The organism is Pseudomonas sp. PGPR40, assembly GCF_022014505.1.
In the GTDB taxonomy this organism is placed as follows: domain Bacteria; phylum Pseudomonadota; class Gammaproteobacteria; order Pseudomonadales; family Pseudomonadaceae; genus Aquipseudomonas.
Genome location: NZ_JAKLSP010000030.1, coordinates 24,373 through 43,154 on the forward strand (window position 1 = coordinate 24,373; position 18,782 = coordinate 43,154).

The following is an 18,782-nucleotide window of genomic DNA, read 5'->3' on the forward strand; positions in this document are numbered from 1 at the left end:
CCCATGTCCAAACGTCTTCCATTCGCACCCTTGGCTGCGGCCATTGGCCTGGGTTTCAGCCTGCTCGCCGGTAGCCTGGTAGCGCCGACCGTGGCCCACGCCGAAGGTGAAATCCGTATCGCCGAACAGTTCGGCATTGTTTATCTGCTGCTCAACGTGGTGCGCGATCAGAATTTGATCGAGAAGTACGGCAAGCAGGAAGGCATCGACATCAAGGTTGACTGGACCCAGCTCTCTGGCGGCTCGGCGGTTAACGATGCGTTGCTCTCCGGTTCCATCGACATTGCCGGTGCCGGCGTCGGCCCGCTGCTGACCATTTGGGACCGCACTCACGGCAAACAGAACGTCAAAGCCGTGGCCTCCCTGGGCAACTTCCCTTACTACCTGGTGAGCAACAATCCCAAGGTCAAAACCATCGCCGATTTCACCGAGAAGGACCGCATCGCGGTGCCGGCGGTCGGGGTCTCGGTGCAGTCGCGCTTCCTGCAATACGCGGCGGCCAAGCAATGGGGCGATAAGGAATTCAATCGCCTCGACAAGTACACCATCGCCGTTCCGCACCCGGATGCCACGGCGTCACTGATCGCCGGCGGTACCGAATTGAGCGGGCATTTCTCCAACCCGCCGTTCCAGGATCAGGCGCTGGAAAACCCCAACGTGCATGTGGTGCTGAACACCTATGACCTGCTCGGCCCGAACTCGCCGACCGTATTGTTCGCCACCGAGAAATTCCGCAACGAGAACCCGAAAACCTACAGGGCTTTTGTCGAAGCGCTGACTGAAGCGGCCGAGTTTGCGCAGAACGATAAAGGCGCAGCGGCCGATACTTACATCCGTGTCACCAAGGCCAAAATCGACCGCGCGGCGTTGCTGAAAATCATCGATAACCCCCAGTTCGAATTCAGCATCACGCCGAAAAATACCTACCCGCTGGCTGAGTTCCTCTACCGCGTCGGCGCGATCAAAAACAAACCGGATTCGTGGAAGGACTACTTCTTCCAAGACACCAAACCGCTGCAAGGGAGCTGACCGACATGAACGCCCCTTTGCAAGGCCACACGGTCAGCAAACCGATCGCGGCAGCTCAAGCGCTGCTGTCGGTCGACCAGGTCAGCCTGGAATACCGTACGCCTGCGCGTGTGGTTCGAGCGACCCATCGCGTCAGTTTCGAGATCGATCCGGCGGACCGCTTTGTGCTGCTCGGCCCTTCCGGCTGCGGCAAATCGACGTTGCTCAAGGCGGTTGCCGGGTTCATCCAGCCTTGTGAGGGTGAGATTCGTCTGCAAGGTCAGCGAGTCGATGCGCCGGGGCCGGACCGGATCGTGGTGTTCCAGGAGTTCGATCAACTGCCACCGTGGAAAACCGTCAAACAGAACGTGATGTTTCCGCTGCTCGCTTCCAGAACCCTCAAGTGCAAAGAGGCTGAAGAGCGGGCGCTGCACTATCTGGACAAGGTCGGTCTGGCGGCGTTTGCCGATGCCTATCCGCATACCTTGTCCGGCGGCATGAAGGCTCGCGTGGCCATTGCTCGCGCGTTGGCGATGCAACCGAAAATCCTCCTGATGGACGAGCCCTTCGCCGCCCTCGACGCGCTGACCCGGCGCAAGATGCAGGAAGAGTTGCTACTGCTCTGGGAAGAGGTGCGTTTCACGCTGCTGTTCGTCACTCACTCCATCGAAGAAGCGTTGGTGGTGGGCAACCGGATTTTGCTGTTGTCGCCCCATCCGGGTCGGGTGCGGGCGGAGGTCCACAGCCATCAATACGACTTGCACAGCTTGGGTGGCGTGGCGTTTCAGGTATCGGCTCGGCGGATTCATCGGCTGCTATTTGATGAAGGTCAGTCTCCGGAAACCGAGCGTGAGCTGGATTTCACCGATATTCGCATCGCTTATTGAGCCCTTGGAGGATTGCCCGATGAGCCATTCATCATCTGCGCGTAAAGAGTACGAAACTGTTTTGCAGCCGCTTACGAGTGTGCCGCTGGAGCGCGAATTGCCGCTCGGCCAGCGCCTCTGGCAGCAGGGTTGGCTGCGTAAAAGCCTGATCCTGATGTTGCTCGCGGTGCTTTGGGAGGCCGTCGCCCGCTATCAGAACAATGACCTGCTGCTGCCGAGCTTTTTGCAAACCGCCAGCGCGCTGCAGGATGGCCTGCTCAGCGGCGAACTGCTGAGCAAGGTGTGGATTTCGCTGGTTGTTTTGCTCAAGGGTTACCTGATCGGCATCGTTCTGGCGTTTGTCCTGACGACGCTGGCGGTGTCGACCCGGTTCGGTCGTGATCTGCTGAGTACGCTGACCTCGATGTTCAACCCGCTGCCGGCCATTGCGCTGTTGCCGCTGGCGCTGCTGTGGTTCGGGCTGGGGCAGAACAGCCTGATTTTTGTACTGGTGCATTCGGTGCTCTGGGCGTTGGCCTTGAATACCTATGCCGGGTTTCTTGGCGTTTCGGAAACCTTGCGCATGGCCGGACGCAATTACGGCCTCAAGGGCATGCGTTTGGTGTTGTTCATCCTGATCCCGGCCGCGCTGCCGTCGATTCTCGCCGGGCTGAAAATCGGCTGGGCCTTTGCCTGGCGGACGCTGATCGCCGCCGAACTTGTGTTTGGCGCTACCAGTGGCAAGGGTGGTTTGGGTTGGTACATTTTTCAGAATCGCAATGAGTTGTACACCGACAAGGTGTTTGCCGGATTGGCGGTGGTGATCCTGATTGGGTTGCTGGTGGAGAATCTGGTGTTTGATACGTTGGAGCGGGTGACGGTTAAGCGGTGGGGGATGCAGCGCTAAGAGTATGTCGAATGCCAGACAATATATTGGTAGTGAGCCTATGAATCACGACAATAATGCCTCTACCTTTTTCCTACCCAGCGAGTGAGTGACGAGCCTTCACTTCTACGTATGAGATTGACAAGAACTGGAGGGGGAGAGCTAGAGGAGCTTGAACTGGAACTTCGACTCCAGTCACTCTCCCCTGACTCACCAGACCATCTCGATGGTGAGGGCGAAGAAGGGGGCGTTATGGAAAGATGGGTACCACCTGAAGGCCCGTTATTGGTTGCTGCATTGGGGGCGGCACTAGGAACTCCACCGCCAAGCAGTCTCTCATGCACGAGAATCGGTGATCTCGGCGGATCACCCTGCCATAACGTTCTAGGTGCATCAAAGCTACTTGAACGCGTTCTTGCGAAATAGCTTGTACTGCCGCCGCCCTCTATCAAATGTGTAGTCGATCGGTTGCCCATAGTGGTCAATCCATCGCGGGCTGCGCCTATTGGATAGCCAGGGTGACTTTTGGGCGTGGTAGATCCTGACTCGACAAGTGGTCGTGAGTTAGGGTGGCTTCTCGCGCCAGGGGCTCCGGCAACAATAGTGCCTATAGTACGGAATGCCTTTCCTTCCCCTGTATTTTCGGGACTCATTGGGCCCAAAGGCGCTGAAGCTTTCAGGGCTTTGGAGCGGCTTGGGCCCGTAATGTCGGCACCGCCGAAGAAAAATTTATCGACGCCGGAAACAAACTTGCGTAATCCAGGTAAAAATGGCGCGTGCCCCGTCGGATCCGATCGGTTCACCGGATCCCCCACGCAATACATATATGGATTCAACCCTCCCCGCCCAAAAGGGCTCCAACTGTCCGGGCTATGAAAACGCATCAGTGTGGAGTTGAAAGCGCGGTAACCATTCCCCAGCAAGTACCAGCCGATTCTGGCTTCGCGAAGCTGGCCATTGAAACCCAATTGCGTCACGACTTCCTGCTGCGCGGATTGTTTGCCGTAGGCGGTATAACCAATGGCGTTAGCCTTGCCATCGACGATTTCGGCAATGATTGATTGACTGCTGGTGGTCGCCAGCAGAACCACGCGTTGCTGGTTTGGGTTCTCTTGAACTTGCGTCACCTTAGCGCTCCGCAGGAATTGGACCAACGAGAAAAATGGGCCTTCAGTTTTACGCGCTAGTCACGAAGCTGGGAACTATCAGAACTGCTAGGTTGGCAGCGTCAGTTTGCTCGATTCCGCCCTGTCTGGTCTGGCCTCTTCGCTGGCAAGCCAGCTCCTACAATGATTTGCAGTCAATCCAGAACTTTGTAGGAGCGAGGCTTGCCCGCGAAGGGGCCAGTCCAGCCAACACATCAGCCCGAGGATGTTTGCTAGCATTGCGTCTGAATCAATCCAGATCAAACACGGGTACTCAGCATGCAACTCCCGGACATGAACCTGTTGGTCGCCCTCGATGCCTTGCTCGATGAAGGCAGTGTGGTGGGCGCTGCCCGGCGGATGAATCTCAGCCCGGCGGCGATGAGCCGGACGCTGACGCGGATTCGCGAGGCCATTGGCGATCCGATTCTGGTGCGCGCCGGTCGTGGCCTGGTGCCGACGCCCAAGGCGCTGGAGTTACGCGAGAAAGTGCGAGACCTGGTGGAGCAGGCCGCTTTGCTGTTCCGTTCCGCCGATGACGTGGATCTGGGCAGTTTGCGCCGACGGTTCAGCATTCGCGTCAATGATTTCTTTGTGGGCGTCTATGGCGGCAAGCTGTTCGACACGATGGAGCGCCAGGCCCCGCATTGTGAATTGCGCTTTGTCCCTGAGGGGGATGGAGATGACGAAGCGTTGCGTGAAGGACGTATTGATTTAAGCGTCAGCAACAATCGGCCACTGATGCCGGAAGTGAAGGTGCAGAATCTGTTTTCCACCCACTTTGTCGGGCTGGTGCGCGAGGATCATCCGCTGTTCGATGAAGAGATCACCGCTGAGCGCTACGCCGGTTTTTCTCATATCAGCATGTCCCGGCGCGGGATCGCCCGTGGGCCGATCGACACGGCGCTCAACGCCTTGGGGCTGGAGCGGCGGGTGGCGGTGATTGCGCCGAGTTTCCATGCGGCGATGTTCGCCTTGCCAGATTCCGATTTGATTCTGCCGGTGCCCAAAGAGGCATTGCTGAGCGTACGACGTTTGGGCTTGAAGCTGCGCTCGTTCACCCTGCCGATCCCATTACCGACGCTGATGCTGACCCAGGCCTGGCATCCGCGTTTCGACAAGGATCCGGCACACCGCTGGATGCGTGAAACACTCAAGACCTGTTGCGATGAGACCTGGCTGGCTGCACAGCCTACCTGAGTTGACGCATACCCCTTTTGGGAGCGAGCTTGCACGCGAAGCGGTGTGTCAGTCAGCGCTGATGTTGAAGGTGATGGCCTCTTCGCGAGCAAGCCCGCTCTCACAGGGGATCTGTGTTATTTCAAAAAATTTGCCAGCCATCCGGATCTAATTGCTGCATAAAACACACTTATAACCTGCCAATAAGTCAATTTTCGTAAGCTCCCACCCTCCCTAAAATGCTTCGGTATTCCCCTTCCGGAGCTTGCAGTACATGACTTCCCTAACGGTCACGGCGCCTCTCGCTGCGGCCAAACCAGCGGCCGCCGTCACGCCTCCGGTCTTCGGCCCGCGAATCATCATCGGCCTGGTGGGCGTGTTGCTGGCGGTGCTGGTGTCGGGCCTGAACGAGATGGTGACCAAAGTCGCCCTGGCCGATATCCGCGGCGCGTTGGCCATCGGTTACGACGAAGGCACCTGGCTGGTCGCCAGTTACACCGCGACCTCGGTGGCCGCCATGGCGTTTGCCCCATGGTGTTCGGTAACGTTCTCGTTGCGGCGCTTCACCCTGTGCGCGATCAGTGCGTTCACCTTGTTGGGGCTGCTGTGCCCGTTTGCCCCGAATTACCAAAGCCTGCTGGTGATGCGCACCTTGCAAGGGCTGGCCGGTGGCGCGCTGCCGCCGATGCTGATGACCGTTGCCCTGCGGTTCCTGCCGGCCAATGTGAAACTCTATGGTCTGGCTGGTTACGCCCTGACGGCGACCTTCGGCCCCGGTCTCGGCACGCCCCTGGCCGGGTTGTGGACCGAGTACGTCGGCTGGCAATGGACCTTCTGGCAAATTGTCGTGCCGTGCCTGATTGCCATGGCGGCGGTGGCTTATGGTTTGCCTCAGGATCCGCTGCGTCTGGAACGCTTCAAGCAATTCAACTGGCGTGGCTTGCTGCTGGGGTTTCCGGCGATTTGCATGTTGGTGATCGGCATTTTGCAAGGCAATCGGCTGGACTGGTTCGAGTCGAGCCTGATTTGCGCACTGCTGGGTGGCGGGCTGCTGTTGCTGGTGCTGTTTCTGATCAATGAGTGGTCGCAACCGATTCCGTTCTTCAAATTGCAGATGCTGGGTATCCGCAACCTGTCGTTCGCGCTGTTGACGCTGGCTGGCGTATTGGTGGTGTTGCTCGCGGTGATCATCATTCCCTCCAGTTATCTGGCTCAGGTCCAAGGTTATCGCCCAGTGCAGACCGCACCCATCATGCTATTGGCAGCGCTGCCACAGTTGATCGCGCTGCCGTTGGTGGCGGCGCTGTGCAACCTGCGTTGGGTCGATTGCCGCTGGGTCCTGGGGATCGGCCTGAGCATGCTGGCGCTGTCTTGTCTCGGTGGTTCGCAGTTGACGTCGGCATGGATTCGCGACGATTTCTACATCTTGCAATGGCTACAGATATTCGGTCAGCCCATGGCCGTGCTGCCGCTGTTAATGCTATCCACTGGCAGCATCACGCCGATGGAAGGGCCGTTCGCCTCGGCCTGGTTCAATACCGTGAAAGGCCTGGCGGCAGTGATCGCCACCGGTGTGATCGAGGCACTGACCACCGCAAGGCTGCATTTCCACTCAAGCATGTTGGTGGACAACCTCGGTAATTCGCCTCTGGTCGATAGCGCCAACCTCGCTCACCGACTGCATCAACAGGCCGTGGTGCTGATGTCCTCCGATCTTTATCTGTGCATGGCCGGTGTCGCTGTGGCGCTGATCCTGCTGATTTTCTGGCTGCCGACGCGGATCTATCCACCGCGCGCGCCGACTTGAATGCTTCACTGAAACAGAAGGTTTTTATGACGATTCAATCAAAGCAAAAAGTCGTTGTCGGCATTGCCGCGGTGATGGCAGTCGGCGTGTTGATTTACCTGCTGGCGCCAGGTCTGTTCGGCAAGCGCACTCAGCAGAGCACCAACGATGCTTTCGTCTCGGCGGACTTCACACGGGTGGCGTCGCGCGTAGCGGGGTTCATCAAGGACGTGCTGGTGGAAGACAACCAGCAGGTCAAGGCCGGGCAGCTACTGGCATTGATCGACGACCGCGATCTACGCGCCGCCGCTGAGGCCGCCGATGCTGAAACCCTGGTGGCCAGGGCGCAGCTTCAGAACGCTCGTTCAACCCTTGAGCGCCAGACATCGGTGATCGCTCAGGCCCAAGCCACCGTGGCTTCGGCGAAGGCGGAAATGGCCTTCGCCGAGCATGAACTGAACCGCTACAACCACCTCGCCGAGGTAGGCGCCGGCACGGTGCAGAATGCTCAGCAAGCGCGCACGCGCATCGATCAGGCCAGCGCTCGGCTGGCCAATGCCACGGCGGTGCTGGCGGCGGAACGCAAGCAGGTGGAGATCCTGATCGCACAGCGTGATGCCGCCGAAGGTGGGCTGAAGCGAGCGCAAGCGGCGCTGGAAATGGCCAGCTATGAGCTGTCTTATACGCGCATCGTTGCGCCTCAGGACGGCATGGTCGGCGAGCGCGCGGTGCGGGTCGGCGCCTATGTCACACCGGGCAGCAAGATTCTGGCCGTGGTGCCGTTGGAGCGGGCTTATGTGGTCGCCAATTTTCAGGAAACCCAATTGACTGACGTACAGCCGGGGCAGAGCGTGCAAGTGCACGTCGACAGCCTCGGTGGCGAAGCCCTGCGCGGCCGCGTCGAGAGCATCGCACCGGCCACTGGCGTGACGTTCGCTTCGGTAAAACCGGACAACGCCACCGGCAACTTCACCAAGGTTGTGCAACGGATTCCGGTGAAAATCGTCCTCGATCCGGGCCAGCCATTGGCCGAGCGGTTGCGGGTCGGGATGTCGGTGGAGGCGAGGATTGATACTGCAAGCGTCAGCGAGCATGAGGTTGTGCAACGATGAAGATTTTTGTTGATAGGGCTGACGTCTTCGCGAGCAAGCCCGCTCCCACATTCGATCTGCTGGGTGCCCAAGCTTTATGCTCAAAAGGAGATCCAGTGTGGGAGCGGGCTTGCTCGCGAAGAGGCCAGTGGCCTTGCATTCCCCTTTATGCCTTGCTGGTCATGAGCCTTTCGGCTTGCACAGTCGGCCCGGACTTCCAGAAACCTCAGCCACAACAAGTGGCCGAATGGTCCAAACCAACCAAAGCCGCCGCCAGTCAGGTCGCTCCCGCCGACATGGACGAACGCTGGTGGGAGGTATTCCACGACCCAAAACTCTCTGCCCTGACCCAGCGTGCCCTGACCGACAACCTCGACCTGAAACTCGCCAGCAGCCGCTTGCAGCAAAGTCGCGCCGCGCGTCAGGTGATCACCGCCGAGCGCTATCCCAACACCGCCGCCACCGGCAGTTACGGGCGCAAACGCAACAGCGGCGAAGGTCTGAACGATCCGTCGGGCAACAACGGCGACTCGGCGTTCAATCTGTGGGACGCAGGCTTCTCCGCCTCCTGGGAACTGGATTTCTGGGGTCGTGTACGTCGCGAAACTGAAGCCGCCGATGCCACCCTGGAAGTGGCGGAAAACGATCGTCGCGGTGTGCTGCTGTCGGTGCTCGCCGAAACCGCTCAGGACTATATCCAGCTGCGTGGTGTGCAAAGCACGCGGGCCGTCACCGAGCAGAACCTCGACGTCGCCCGGCATAGTTTGAAACTCTCGCAACTGCGCCTGGCCGACGGTGTGGCGACGGATCTGGACATCGCCGAAGCTGCTGCCCAAGTCGCGGCCATCGAGTCACGTTTGCCGGCCCTGGAGCAGCGTCAATCACAACTGATCAATGCGCTGAGTCTGTTGATGGGCGAACCGCCGCAAGCGCTGTCCGCCGAGTTGTCCACAGACGCTCCCGTGCCGCAAACCCCGCGTCAGGTCGCCATCGGCTTGCCGTCGCAATTGGCCGAACGCCGCCCGGACATCCGTCAGGCTGAAGCCCGTCTGCATGCCGCTACCGCCAGCATCGGCGTGACCAAGGGCGACTTTTATCCGCGGATCACCCTGTCGGGCAACATTGGCTCGCAAGCCCTGCAACTGAGCGATTTTGGTTCCTGGGGTTCGCGTTCGTTCGGCATCGGTCCGCAGTTCAGCCTGCCCTTGTTCGACGGCGGTCGCCTGCGCGGCATGTTGCACCTGCGCGAAGCCCAGCAACAGGAAGCGGCGCTGGCCTACCAGCAAACCGTGCTGCGGGCCTGGCATGAAATCGACGATCAACTCACCGCCTACAACGCCAGCCAACTGCGCCGCGACAGCCTCGCCGAAGCCGTACGCCAAAACCAGATCGCCCTGCGCACCGCGCAACAGCAATACGTCGAAGGCGTGGTGGATTTCGTCAACGTCCTCACTGTGCAAGGCGAATTGCTGGCGACCCAGCAGCAGTGGGTTGAAAGCTCGACCGGGGTGTCGTTGGCGATGGTTGGTTTGTACAAGGCGTTGGGTGGGGGATGGGAGTCGGTGTATCCGCTGAGAGGTGCCATTACCAATAATCCGGTTTGATCGCAGGTTTCTTACGAGTAGGTATGCGAGGAAGAATCACTCCTACTCTTATGTCAGGGAAATCTTCTCGAATTGCTCTCAGGGCTGGAGTCATGTCGGTGTCGCTGGATACCAGGACTAGCTGTTCGATTTGCTCATCGTAATGGAGCTGGGCCTGTCTTGCTGCGGTGCGATACATGCTTATTGCGATGTGGACATCCGTTTCTTTCTCTTCAAGCTTCCAGATGTCGATCTTGTCTTGGCGAGAGGCAGCGGTCTTTCTGTCAATGAAGCGAGGTGCCTTGGCTGGCTCAAGTTTATGGCGACCATAATGAACGGCAACATTTGTGGTTTTTAAAGCACGCACATAAGTGTCTTGGGCTTCTTTGGACACTCTGCCGCGAGTGGCAAGTTCTGGTTTGACAGACGAGGTGAAGTAATCAACCGAGATGAGTGAATTTTGTGGACTCTCGATGTAGGCGACATGGCCCAGCAAGCCTTTGAGATTGAGCCATTTGTATGGAGTACCCGCCAGCAATCCATAGAACATGTTGTAGCCATCAACAAAGAAAGCGGTACGCACAAACTCAATCCTCAGAAACGAAAAAACCGGCCTAGGCCGGTTTCTTCACCACCAACTGCCAGTGAATTTAATCTCTGCGTACGGGGTTCAGTAGGGCGATCCTAAGTCGAGTTAGCGATGACGTCAACCGTTGACTGATCAAGGCATCACTCGAGGGACATCCCCAGAGCCGGCGAGCCAGTTTTGTGCATTTGTCTGGTTGATGGTCAAGCCATTCCTGGCCCCATCTATTAGTGATTGTTACGGCGGAAACGGTAGATATGCCGTTGCGTTTGTACAGGATGAAGTGTCTATTGCCGATTTCGTTGTTGATTGAGTGGACGTTCCTGATTTCGTGTGGGATTTGGTACCGACACCCATTGGGCTGGGAATCAAACAAGCGCACTGAGAATTTTGTCCTTTTTGAAACATTACATTTCCAACCAATGATGGCCACCCGACTTGACGCTCACCCCCGCTGTCATAGACTCCGCTCATCCGTCAGGGAGTTACGGTTATGCGGCGTGTTCGTATTTTGGTTATTGGATTGACCTTTGTAACGTGCGTAGTACAGGCGCAAACGCCTGCGCCAGATGATCCGTTGCTTGAACCCAGCACAGTCGGCGGTAATGCATCGGCCAGCAGTGAAGCCCGTGGTGTGCTGCGAGCCCGGGATCAGGCGGTGCTCGCCAGCGAGTTGTCGGGGCGGATTGTTGAGTTGCCGTTCAGTGAGGGCGAGTCGTTCAAAAAGGGCGACACCCTGGCGCGATTTGACTGTTCAGCTTATCAAGCTCAGCTCAACGCGGCTCAGGCCGCCAGCCGTGGTGCCAATGAGGAGTTGGCCCATAACAAACAACTGGCGGCGTTGAATTCAGTCGGGCGCTTTGAAGTGGCGCGGGCTGAGGCCAAGGTCAGCGAGATTCAGGCGCAGTCCCAGGTTTATCAGGTTCAGGTCAAACGCTGCAGCGTGGTGGCGCCGTTCGATGGTCAGGTCGTCGAGCGCAAGGTCAAACGCTACGAAAGCGTTGCCGCCGGTGCGCCGTTGCTGGACGTGGTCGATAACCGCACCCTGGAAATTCACCTGTTGGTGCCATCACGCTGGATGGGCAAACTCAAGCCCGGCCAGACATTCAGTTTTGTCCCCGATGAAACCGGTCAGCCGCTGGATGCGACGATCAAACGCCTTGGTGCGCGGATCGACGAAGGCAGCCAGACCTTGCTGCTGGTGGCGGCGCTGCCCAACGCCAACGGTCTGTTGGCCGGCATGAGCGGAACGGCGCATTTCGCGGAGCTCAAATGAACGCCCCGGTGACCGGCGGCGCCGAGCAGGTGTTCGCAAGGTTTCTCGACCTCGAACGCCAGACCCGTGCCGCGCGTACGCCTTCGCAACTGGCTTACAGCCTGGTGAATGAAGGTCAGGCGCTGTTCGGTTTCCGCCATGCCGCGCTGTTGATCGCTGGCAAGGTGCAGGCGGTCACCGGGGTCAGTGCCGTGGAACCGAATGCGCCGTTCGTGGCCTTTGTCGAGCAAGCGGTCGCCCAGCTGTTCAAGCTTGAAGTGCTGAAACAGGCGCGGGTGATCACGCCCGATCTGCTCAGTGAATCGATTCTGGCCGACTGGCAAAGTCTGTCAGCCGCTCAGGTGTTTTGGTTGCCGCTGATTGATCATCAGGGCGAGGTGTTCGGCGGTCTGTGGCTGGCGCGGGATGTGCCGTGGAACCCTTCCGAACAAGTGCTGCTGTCGCAACTGGGGGACACCTACAGCCACGCCTGGCTGGCGCAGCAACCGCGCAAACCCTGGCGGCTGCGCTGGACGCGCAAGCGTCAGGTGGCGCTGGTTGCCGTGTTGTTGCTCGGGTTGCTGATCCCGGTGCGCCAGTCGGTGCTGGCTCCGGCCGAAGTCGTTCCGTTGGGCGGCCGGGTGGTCGCGGCGCCGCTGGACGGGGTGATCGCCGAGTTTCTGGTCAAACCCAACCAGACGGTAAAAACCGGTGACCTGCTGCTGCGCTTCGAAAGCACCACGCTCAAGGCTCAGGCCGATGTGGCCGAGCGCGCCCTGGGCGTTGCCGAAGCGGAACTCAAGGCCAATTCCCAACGCTCCTTCGCCGATGCCGAATCCAGTTCGAGAATCGATCTGCTGGCGGCGCGAGTAGAGCAGAAGCGCGCCGAACGGGATTACGCCCGTGAACTGCTCAAACGCAGCGAAGTCCGCGCGGAGCGGGACGGTATCGCTGTGTTCGCCGACGCCGAGCGCTGGACCGGAAAACCGGTACAGACCGGCGAGCGGTTGATGGAAATCGCCGACCCGAACCAGGCCGAGTTGCGCATCGAATTGGCCGTGGGCGATGCGATCGCCCTGGAACCGGGGGCGCAGGTCGCGCTGTTTCTCGACAGCGATCCGCTGCAGCGGCACTTGGCCAAACTCGAACGTTCGGCCTACGAAGCGCAGCCCACCGCTGCCGGGCAACTGGCTTATCGACTGGATGCAACGTTCGACGCCGCACCGCCACGCATTGGTTTGCGCGGCACTGCGAAAGTCTTCGGCGACCGTGCGCCGCTGGCGTTGTATCTGTTGCGTCGACCGCTCGCCGGTTTGCGTCAGAGCGTGGGCCTGTAGATGAGCCTGCCGAGCCTGCGGGCAGACCTGCAATTGTCGACGGCGGCCCCGGCCCTCGACGGGTCGCCGCGCTGGACCCTGGCCGACCCGGTGCGTGGGCGTTATTTCAAACTCGGTACGGCGGCGATGCGCCTGCTGCGCCATTGGTCCCTGGGTGATCCGGAGCAAGTGCTGCGTGCCGCCAACCGCGAACCGGGGCTGCCGCTGGATGGCGCGGCGCTTGAGCAATTGCTGGAATTTTTGCGCGGCCACGACCTGATCAGCGCCCTCGATCCAACGCAGCGCGCCAGTTACAGCTTGAAAGCCGCGGCTCAGCGCCAGAGTCTGTGGCAAATCCTGCTGCATCAATACCTGTTTTTCCGGATTCCGCTGTGGCGCCCGGACGCCTTTCTCAATCGCGCCTGGCCGTGGCTGGAGCGTTTCGGCCCGCGTGCTTTGCGCTACGGATTACCCGCGACGCTGGGGCTCGGGGTGTTTCTGGTCTCGCGGGACTGGCAGCGGTTTATCGCGACCTTTCCGCACCTGTTCAGCCTCGGCGGTGCGCTGGCGTTTGGTGTGGCGCTGTTTTTCGCCAAGCTTTGCCACGAGTTCGGCCACGCCTTCATGGCCAAGCGTGCCGGTTGTCGGGTGCAGAGCATGGGCGTGGCGTTCATGGTGCTGCTGCCGATGTTTTACACGGACGTCAGCGACGCCTGGCGCGTCAATGATCGCCGTGCACGGTTGCTGATCGGTGCGGGCGGGGTGCTGGCGGAACTGGTGTTGGCGTGTATCGCGCTGCTCGCCTGGTCACTGCTGCCTGACGGCCCCGGGCGCACGGCGGCGTTCATGCTCGCCAGTGCGACCTGGATCACCACGCTGGTGATCAACCTCAATCCTTTCATGCGTTTCGATGGCTATTTCTTGCTCAGTGATTTCTGGGAAGTGGACAACCTGCAAGGGCGGGCCTTTGCCTTGTGCCGCTGGCGGCTGCGCGAGTTTTTGTTCGGCTACGCGGCCCCGGCGCCGGAGCCTTGGTCGCCGAAGATGCAGCGGCGTTTGTTGATATGGGGGTATGGCGCTTGGCTGTGGCGCGCAGCGTTGTTTTTCGGGATTGCACTGGCGGTCTATCACCTGTTCTTCAAGGTGTTGGGGATTTTCCTGATGCTGGTGGAGCTGGTGTGGTTCATCTTCCTGCCGATCCTGAGCGAGTGGCGGCAATGGTGGAGCCGCCGCGAGCAGGCGCATGCGCCTCGGGTACTGCTCAGCGGCCTGGTGTTGCTTGGGCTGTTGTTGCTGCTGGCATTGCCATGGCGCAGCGCGGTGGAGTTGCCGACGATGCTTGAGGCAGGACGCGCCAGCGCCCTGCACGCGCCGGTGGCGGCGCGGGTCAAAACGGTGAATGTGCATGACGGCCAGATCGTCGCTCAAGGTGAGGTGCTGATCGAGCTGGAATCACCGGATCTGGACTCACGTCAGGCCATCGTCCGTCGCGAGATCCAGATCCAGCAATTACAGATGCGTCGTCAGGCCGGCCGCAGCGAAACCGCCGCCGATGCCGGTATCGTCGAACAGCGCCTGGCGGAAGCGGTGGCTGAATATCGGGGCCTGGCCGCCCAGCGTGAACGTCTGCTGCTGCGCGCCCCCCACGGTGGCAAGGTGCGCGATCTGCTGCCGCAGTTAACGGTCGGCCGCTGGCTTTCGACCAAAGATCCTTTGGCACGGGTGGTCGAAGACGGCGCGCGGTTGCGCGGTTATCTGGCCGAGGCCGAACTCTGGCGTGTCGCCCCGGGTGCCCGCGGACGGTTCATCGCCGATGACCCGATGCACCCGGCGATCGCCGTGCAATTGAGCGAAATCGACACCAACGGCGTGGCGTATGTCGATCAGGAAGCGCTGACCTCCGATCATCACGGGCCGATTGCTGTGCGACGCGATCAGCATCAGCGCGCCGAGCCGGTGCAGGCGCAGTACGGCGCGCGGTTGAGCATCCTCGAAAATACGCCGACACCGGTGCAGCCGTTGCGCGGCATTGTGGTGTTGCAGGGGAGTGGCGAGTCGTTGCTGGACGTTGCCTGGCGGCGCTTGGCGGCTTTGGGGGTCAGGGAAAGCGGCTTCTAAGGGAGAACAGCGATGGCGAGCACAGATTCAGTGGTAGCGGACGGCTTGGTGGTACGGCCTTCGCGGACCAGCGATGGGCCTTTTCTGCACAGCCTTTACCAGGCGGCGCGGCCGGATTTGCAATGGATCGACGGTGAGCAGGAAATGGTTGAGCAGGTGGTTGTCCAGCAATTCAACGTGCAGGAACAAGGGTTGGGGGAGAACTTCCCCAACGCCATGCATTACGTGATCGAGAAGCTCGACACGGCCATCGGCGCGCTGACCACCGATTTCGGCCCCAATGAAATTCGCGTGCTGTACCTGGCGTTCATCCCGCAGGCCCGAGGCAAGGGTTACGGTCGGACGGTGCTGCAAGGTGTGCAAAAAGCCGCGCAGCAAATCCGCTGTCCGGTGGCGACAGTGGTCTGGGCCAATAATCCCCATGCTCGCCAACATTACCTGGCGCTGGGGTTTCAGGTTGAAGAGCGCAACCCGGCGGCGGAACGATTGGTGTGGTATCCACAAAGTTCTCAGTTGAACGCGATGAAGAAGTACCCCAGTTGCGGATCACGCCCCATGGCCGGCACTCGGGAGACAAAAATATCTTCTACCTTACCCAGCTCCGGCAACTCCAGCGCACACAAACCATCGACAAAATCAGTGGGTTGCAGACTATTGAGTTCGACGCTGAACGGCATACGCTCGCTGTTGGGCATCTGTGACCGGGGCGTTTCCTGAAGGGTGTCGATATGGATCGGCAATTCACTGCCATCGGGCAGCCGCAGCGTCCTCGTCTTGCCCAGCAGTGCCTGAAAGTGTTGGCTTTGAACCTGTTGCAGCATGGCATCACTCCATAAAGCAAAAGTGGCCGGAAGCTTTGAAACCCCCGGCCAGACCCTCAGTTACGCGAAGGGAAAAGACCGTTCAGGGCGATGCTGAAGTTGAGTACCAGAAACGGGTTCATCACCGCCAGGGGCAAGCCGTTGCCGGCGGACGAGATTTCCCCCGTCACCGTGCTGGTTACGCCCTTGAGCGGCACGGCCGCGGCGCCTTGCTGATCGGAGTAAATACTTGCCGAGCCCGGCCCGCCACCGGAGGCTCCGATGTAGGCATTGGTCGCGGTCGGATTGGTGACCGGGTTGCTTGCCGGGCTGGCCAGTTGCAGGGTGGTGGTGGCCGTGAGCCCGGACAAGGCGTGGGTGTGGTTGGGGAGGTTATTGATGGTCGCGGTGACATTTTCGGTGCCGGAGACTTCGCCGATCACGCGCGGGGTCAGGCCCAAGCCGTTGCCCATGGCGACCGGCATGCGACCTTGCAGGTTGGGCAGCATGAAGCTCGTGGTGCCATTGCCTCCGAAGTTGACTCCCAGCAGTGCGAAAACCGTGCTGTATTGTGAGATCGCCAGCGTCTGGCCGTTGCATAGGGCCCAGCCGTTGGGCGCGAAGTTAAAGGCGAAAGGCTGGATAGTGCCGATGAATACTTCCATGGTTCCTCATCCTTCAGGTTAGTGCCTGATACGTCACGGTGCAGACCCGGTTATCCGGGCAGTTCGCGCTGATCAGCCGACTCCTTTCTTCTCCGTGGCTGGGTCACGCCACGCCAAAGCGTAGACGCGGATCGCAATGATTGCCGGACGTCGTCCATCGCAAGGCCAGCATCGACGGCGGGCTCTCAGCTGTCCTACAGTGCCTGGGAGCTTCGGTTTTCACTGGGTCGTAGCTCAGACAGGGGAAGACAATGGAGGCGCGCAGAGAAACACCACTGGGCGACACCCCGGACCCGCACGCGACGCCGCGGTCGTGGGCGGCGGCTCGCCGCTTGTTGCGATGGGCGCGGGAACATTGGCTGTTATCGATACTGGCATTGGCCACGCTGGTACGTTTTTACGATCTGACGGCGGCGGCGATCCGGGGCGACGAAGGGGCCAGTCTGTTGCTGAGCCAGTATTCCCTGGCCGGGATCTGGGAGCACGCGGCCCATGATGTGCATCCGCCGCTGTATTTCATGCTGCTGCACGGCTGGATCGGCCTGTTCGGGGATGGCATTTTTTCGATTCGCAGCCTGAGTGCATTGCCGGGGATTGCCACCGTAGGGCTCGGCGTCTGGCTGGTGGACCTGCTCGCTACCCGTCGCGCCGCGTTGCTGGCCGGGGTTCTGCTGGCGCTGCTGCCCACGGCGGTGCATTACAGCCAGGAAGTGCGCATGTACTCGCTGCTGGGGTTGTGGCTGATCGGTGCCACGATTGCCCTGGTGTGCTGGATAAAACGGCCGCAATGCACGCGCTATCTGGTGCTTTACACCCTCCTGATGAGTGCGGCGTTTTACACCCATTACTTCACGGTGCTGTGCGTGCTCTGCCACTGGCTGTATCTGGGATTGATCCGTGTGCAGCCAGGCTATCGATTGCGGCACATTCAGCGCTCCGGCTGGTGGCTGGCGAATATGGCCATTGTGCTGTTGTACCTGCCATGGCTGACCAATCTGATCGATCTGGTTCAGCACATGGATCAGCTCAAGGCCAATGGCGATGTAGGGTGGGACGCGCCCGTCACGCTCGGCTCGTTGCCCTCGATGATCTGGATGTTCCTGATTCAGGACGCCGGCGGCGACCTGTCCACACTGATTTTTATTGCGCTGCCACTGGCGCTGGTGGCCCTGGCGGGCGTGGCGCTGGCGCGGGATCGCAGTGTTTTTCATGGCAGTGCATTGGCGCTGATCTACACGGTTCTGCCGTTGTTGCTGGTGTTTGCGCTGTCGTTCAAATCGCCGGTGTTCATCGAGCGTTATTTGACTGCTTATGCCTTGGGTCTGCCGATGCTTGTGGCACTGGCAGTCGATCGCTTGTACGTGAGCTTCAAGGTATTGGCGCTGGTCGTGCTGATGCTGTTTGTCGGCATCGAGCTGGTGGGCTTGAAAAACAATGCCACAGCGGCTGCCGGCCATCAGATCAGCGTCTTGGTCCGCTGTATGTGCTGAAGTAAGGCTTAAACGATTCATCTTTAAAGTCGTTGATGAAATCACGTTCTTCCGGTCGATTTAGCTCCGATTTGATATCAAAACACCACTAGTCCTATAGCCATTCGTGGTCTACGCTCCGTCATACAAAGGACTGATGACGGGTGAATGGATTGCAACAATTCCACTTTATCTCCGGCTTGCCACGCTCAGGCTCGACCCTGCTTTCTGCCATTCTTTTGCAGAACCCGCGCTTTCATGCCGGCATGACCAGCCCCGTAGGTGCGCTGTTTTCCGGTGTTCTGGAACAGTGCAGCGCCGGCAGCGAATTCGGAGCGGTGATCGACACCAACCTGCGTCGTCGTCTGTTGCGCGGCCTGTTCGATTCTTTCTACGCCGACAAGGCCGACAAACCGGTGGTGTTCGACACGAACCGCCTGTGGAGTTCGCGCCTGCCGGCGATCAGCGATCTGTTCCCTCAAGCCAAGACCATTGCCTGCGTGCGCAATGTCGCTTGGGTCATGGACAGTATCGAGCGCCTGTACCGCGCCAACCCCTTCGAAAATACCAAGCTGTTCGGCGATGCGGTGGAACGCAACACGGTCTACAGCCGCTGCGAAACCCTGGCCCAGCGCAATCGGCTGGTGGGGTTTTCCTGGGCCGCCCTCAAGGAAGCCTATTACGGCGAACACGCCGACTCGTTGCTGATCATCGATTACGACCTGCTGAGCCAGGCGCCGGAGCGGGTGATGCGGCTGGTCTACGATTTCATCGGCGAACCCTGGTTCGAACATGATTTCGAGCATTTGGCCTACGACGCGCCGGAATTCGACCAGGCCCTCGGCCTCTCGGGGCTGCACAAGGTGAAGGCCAAGGTCCAGCTGCAATCCAGACGGACGATCCTGCCGCCGGATTTGTTCAAGCAGTACGCCGAGTTGTCATTCTGGCTCGATGGCTCAGCCAGCGCCGCCAATGTCATTCGTATGAAAGCCGATGCCGCGATCAGTTGATTGCGGCATTTTCATTGAT

Annotated in this window: 15 protein-coding genes and 2 pseudogenes; 13 read left to right on the forward strand and 4 right to left on the reverse strand. The window is 59.8% G+C overall.

Annotation, left to right across the window (positions count from 1 at the left end; all coding sequences use genetic code 11):
- Positions 1 to 3: 3 nt before the first annotated feature.
- The 3 genes from MEB48_RS23040 to MEB48_RS23050 are packed head-to-tail and all read left to right on the forward strand — an operon-like array spanning position 4 to position 2,781.
- Positions 4 to 1,029, forward strand: coding sequence for an ABC transporter substrate-binding protein (locus tag MEB48_RS23040; RefSeq protein ID WP_237886172.1), 1,026 nt, complete (start codon positions 4 to 6; stop codon positions 1,027 to 1,029).
- A gap of 5 nt (positions 1,030 to 1,034) precedes the next feature.
- On the forward strand, positions 1,035 to 1,895 hold the full coding sequence (locus tag MEB48_RS23045; RefSeq protein ID WP_237886173.1) for an ABC transporter ATP-binding protein: 861 nt from the start codon (positions 1,035 to 1,037) through the stop codon (positions 1,893 to 1,895).
- 19 nt (positions 1,896 to 1,914) lie between these two features.
- Complete coding sequence (locus MEB48_RS23050) at positions 1,915 to 2,781, forward strand: ABC transporter permease (RefSeq protein ID WP_237886174.1); 867 nt, start codon at positions 1,915 to 1,917, stop codon at positions 2,779 to 2,781.
- Between the two features lie 62 nt (positions 2,782 to 2,843).
- Here the strand turns inward: MEB48_RS23050 and MEB48_RS23055 are convergent, their stop codons facing one another.
- On the reverse strand, positions 2,844 to 3,887 hold the full coding sequence (locus MEB48_RS23055; RefSeq protein ID WP_330932721.1) for an RHS repeat-associated core domain-containing protein: 1,044 nt from the start codon (positions 3,885 to 3,887) through the stop codon (positions 2,844 to 2,846).
- Between the two features lie 297 nt (positions 3,888 to 4,184).
- Between MEB48_RS23055 and MEB48_RS23060 the strand changes: the two genes are divergently transcribed.
- The 4 genes from MEB48_RS23060 to MEB48_RS23075 all read left to right on the forward strand — a co-directional run bounded on the left by MEB48_RS23060 (position 4,185) and on the right by MEB48_RS23075 (position 9,565).
- On the forward strand, positions 4,185 to 5,105 hold the full coding sequence (locus tag MEB48_RS23060) for a LysR family transcriptional regulator (RefSeq protein ID WP_237886175.1): 921 nt from the start codon (positions 4,185 to 4,187) through the stop codon (positions 5,103 to 5,105).
- Positions 5,106 to 5,358: 253 nt separating this feature from the next.
- Positions 5,359 to 6,891: an MFS transporter gene (locus MEB48_RS23065; RefSeq protein ID WP_237886176.1), complete on the forward strand. Its 1,533-nt coding sequence runs from the start codon at positions 5,359 to 5,361 to the stop codon at positions 6,889 to 6,891.
- Positions 6,892 to 6,917: 26 nt separating this feature from the next.
- Entirely contained in the window at positions 6,918 to 7,982 is a 1,065-nt protein-coding gene (locus MEB48_RS23070) for an HlyD family secretion protein (protein ID WP_237886177.1), read from the forward strand.
- Positions 7,979 to 9,565, forward strand: coding sequence for an efflux transporter outer membrane subunit (locus tag MEB48_RS23075; protein ID WP_237886178.1), 1,587 nt, complete (start codon positions 7,979 to 7,981; stop codon positions 9,563 to 9,565). Before MEB48_RS23070 ends, MEB48_RS23075 begins: the two co-directional genes overlap by 4 nt.
- On the opposite strand, the gene MEB48_RS23080 is transcribed toward MEB48_RS23075, so the two are convergent.
- Positions 9,546 to 10,127: an NYN domain-containing protein gene (locus tag MEB48_RS23080; protein ID WP_237886179.1), complete on the reverse strand. Its 582-nt coding sequence runs from the start codon at positions 10,125 to 10,127 to the stop codon at positions 9,546 to 9,548. The two genes, MEB48_RS23075 and MEB48_RS23080, sit on opposite strands and share 20 nt — an antisense overlap.
- Positions 10,128 to 10,623: 496 nt before the next feature.
- Here MEB48_RS23080 and MEB48_RS23085 point away from each other — a divergent pair, with 496 nt between their 5' ends.
- The 4 genes and pseudogenes from MEB48_RS23085 to MEB48_RS23100 all read left to right on the forward strand — a co-directional run.
- Positions 10,624 to 11,406 (forward strand): efflux RND transporter periplasmic adaptor subunit, encoded by a 783-nt coding sequence (locus MEB48_RS23085; protein WP_237886180.1) that lies wholly within the window; start codon positions 10,624 to 10,626, stop codon positions 11,404 to 11,406.
- Positions 11,403 to 12,722, forward strand: coding sequence for an efflux RND transporter periplasmic adaptor subunit (locus MEB48_RS23090; protein WP_237886181.1), 1,320 nt, complete (start codon positions 11,403 to 11,405; stop codon positions 12,720 to 12,722). The genes MEB48_RS23085 and MEB48_RS23090 overlap by 4 nt, the downstream gene beginning before the upstream one ends.
- Positions 12,723 to 14,819, forward strand: coding sequence for an HlyD family efflux transporter periplasmic adaptor subunit (locus MEB48_RS23095; RefSeq protein WP_237886182.1), 2,097 nt, complete (start codon positions 12,723 to 12,725; stop codon positions 14,817 to 14,819).
- A gap of 12 nt (positions 14,820 to 14,831) precedes the next feature.
- Positions 14,832 to 15,323 (forward strand): annotated as a pseudogene (locus MEB48_RS23100) (GNAT family N-acetyltransferase); the annotation flags it as partial.
- A 5-nt stretch (positions 15,324 to 15,328) separates the two neighbouring features.
- On the opposite strand, the gene MEB48_RS23105 reads toward MEB48_RS23100, so the two are convergent.
- Both MEB48_RS23105 and MEB48_RS23110 read right to left on the reverse strand, forming a co-directional pair.
- On the reverse strand, positions 15,329 to 15,640 hold the full coding sequence (locus MEB48_RS23105) for a DUF6916 family protein (protein ID WP_237886183.1): 312 nt from the start codon (positions 15,638 to 15,640) through the stop codon (positions 15,329 to 15,331).
- A gap of 56 nt (positions 15,641 to 15,696) precedes the next feature.
- Positions 15,697 to 16,284 (reverse strand): phage tail protein, encoded by a 588-nt coding sequence (locus MEB48_RS23110; protein WP_237886184.1) that lies wholly within the window; start codon positions 16,282 to 16,284, stop codon positions 15,697 to 15,699.
- Between the two features lie 251 nt (positions 16,285 to 16,535).
- Here MEB48_RS23110 and MEB48_RS23115 point away from each other — a divergent pair.
- Together MEB48_RS23115 and MEB48_RS23120 are read left to right on the forward strand one after the other, a co-directional pair.
- Positions 16,536 to 17,759, forward strand: a pseudogene (locus MEB48_RS23115) (glycosyltransferase family 39 protein); the annotation flags it as partial.
- A gap of 158 nt (positions 17,760 to 17,917) precedes the next feature.
- Positions 17,918 to 18,763: a sulfotransferase family protein gene (locus MEB48_RS23120; RefSeq protein WP_237886185.1), complete on the forward strand. Its 846-nt coding sequence runs from the start codon at positions 17,918 to 17,920 to the stop codon at positions 18,761 to 18,763.
- The last annotated feature ends 19 nt before the right edge of the window (positions 18,764 to 18,782 follow it).

Excerpts from the sequence above, each read along its gene's own strand:
- MEB48_RS23050 (WP_237886174.1), top strand. The coding sequence starts at position 1,915 with ATGAGCCATTCATCATCTGCGCGTAAAGAGTACGAAACTGTTTTGCAG.
- MEB48_RS23085 (WP_237886180.1), top strand. The coding sequence starts at position 10,624 with ATGCGGCGTGTTCGTATTTTGGTTATTGGATTGACCTTTGTAACGTGC.
- MEB48_RS23065 (WP_237886176.1), top strand. The coding sequence starts at position 5,359 with ATGACTTCCCTAACGGTCACGGCGCCTCTCGCTGCGGCCAAACCAGCG.
- MEB48_RS23110 (WP_237886184.1), bottom strand. The coding sequence starts at position 16,284 with ATGGAAGTATTCATCGGCACTATCCAGCCTTTCGCCTTTAACTTCGCG.
- MEB48_RS23040 (WP_237886172.1), top strand. The coding sequence starts at position 4 with ATGTCCAAACGTCTTCCATTCGCACCCTTGGCTGCGGCCATTGGCCTG.
- MEB48_RS23045 (WP_237886173.1), top strand. The coding sequence starts at position 1,035 with ATGAACGCCCCTTTGCAAGGCCACACGGTCAGCAAACCGATCGCGGCA.
- MEB48_RS23070 (WP_237886177.1), top strand. The coding sequence starts at position 6,918 with ATGACGATTCAATCAAAGCAAAAAGTCGTTGTCGGCATTGCCGCGGTG.
- MEB48_RS23090 (WP_237886181.1), top strand. The coding sequence starts at position 11,403 with ATGAACGCCCCGGTGACCGGCGGCGCCGAGCAGGTGTTCGCAAGGTTT.
- MEB48_RS23060 (WP_237886175.1), top strand. The coding sequence starts at position 4,185 with ATGCAACTCCCGGACATGAACCTGTTGGTCGCCCTCGATGCCTTGCTC.
- MEB48_RS23095 (WP_237886182.1), top strand. The coding sequence starts at position 12,723 with ATGAGCCTGCCGAGCCTGCGGGCAGACCTGCAATTGTCGACGGCGGCC.
- MEB48_RS23105 (WP_237886183.1), bottom strand. The coding sequence starts at position 15,640 with ATGCTGCAACAGGTTCAAAGCCAACACTTTCAGGCACTGCTGGGCAAG.
- MEB48_RS23075 (WP_237886178.1), top strand. The coding sequence starts at position 7,979 with ATGAAGATTTTTGTTGATAGGGCTGACGTCTTCGCGAGCAAGCCCGCT.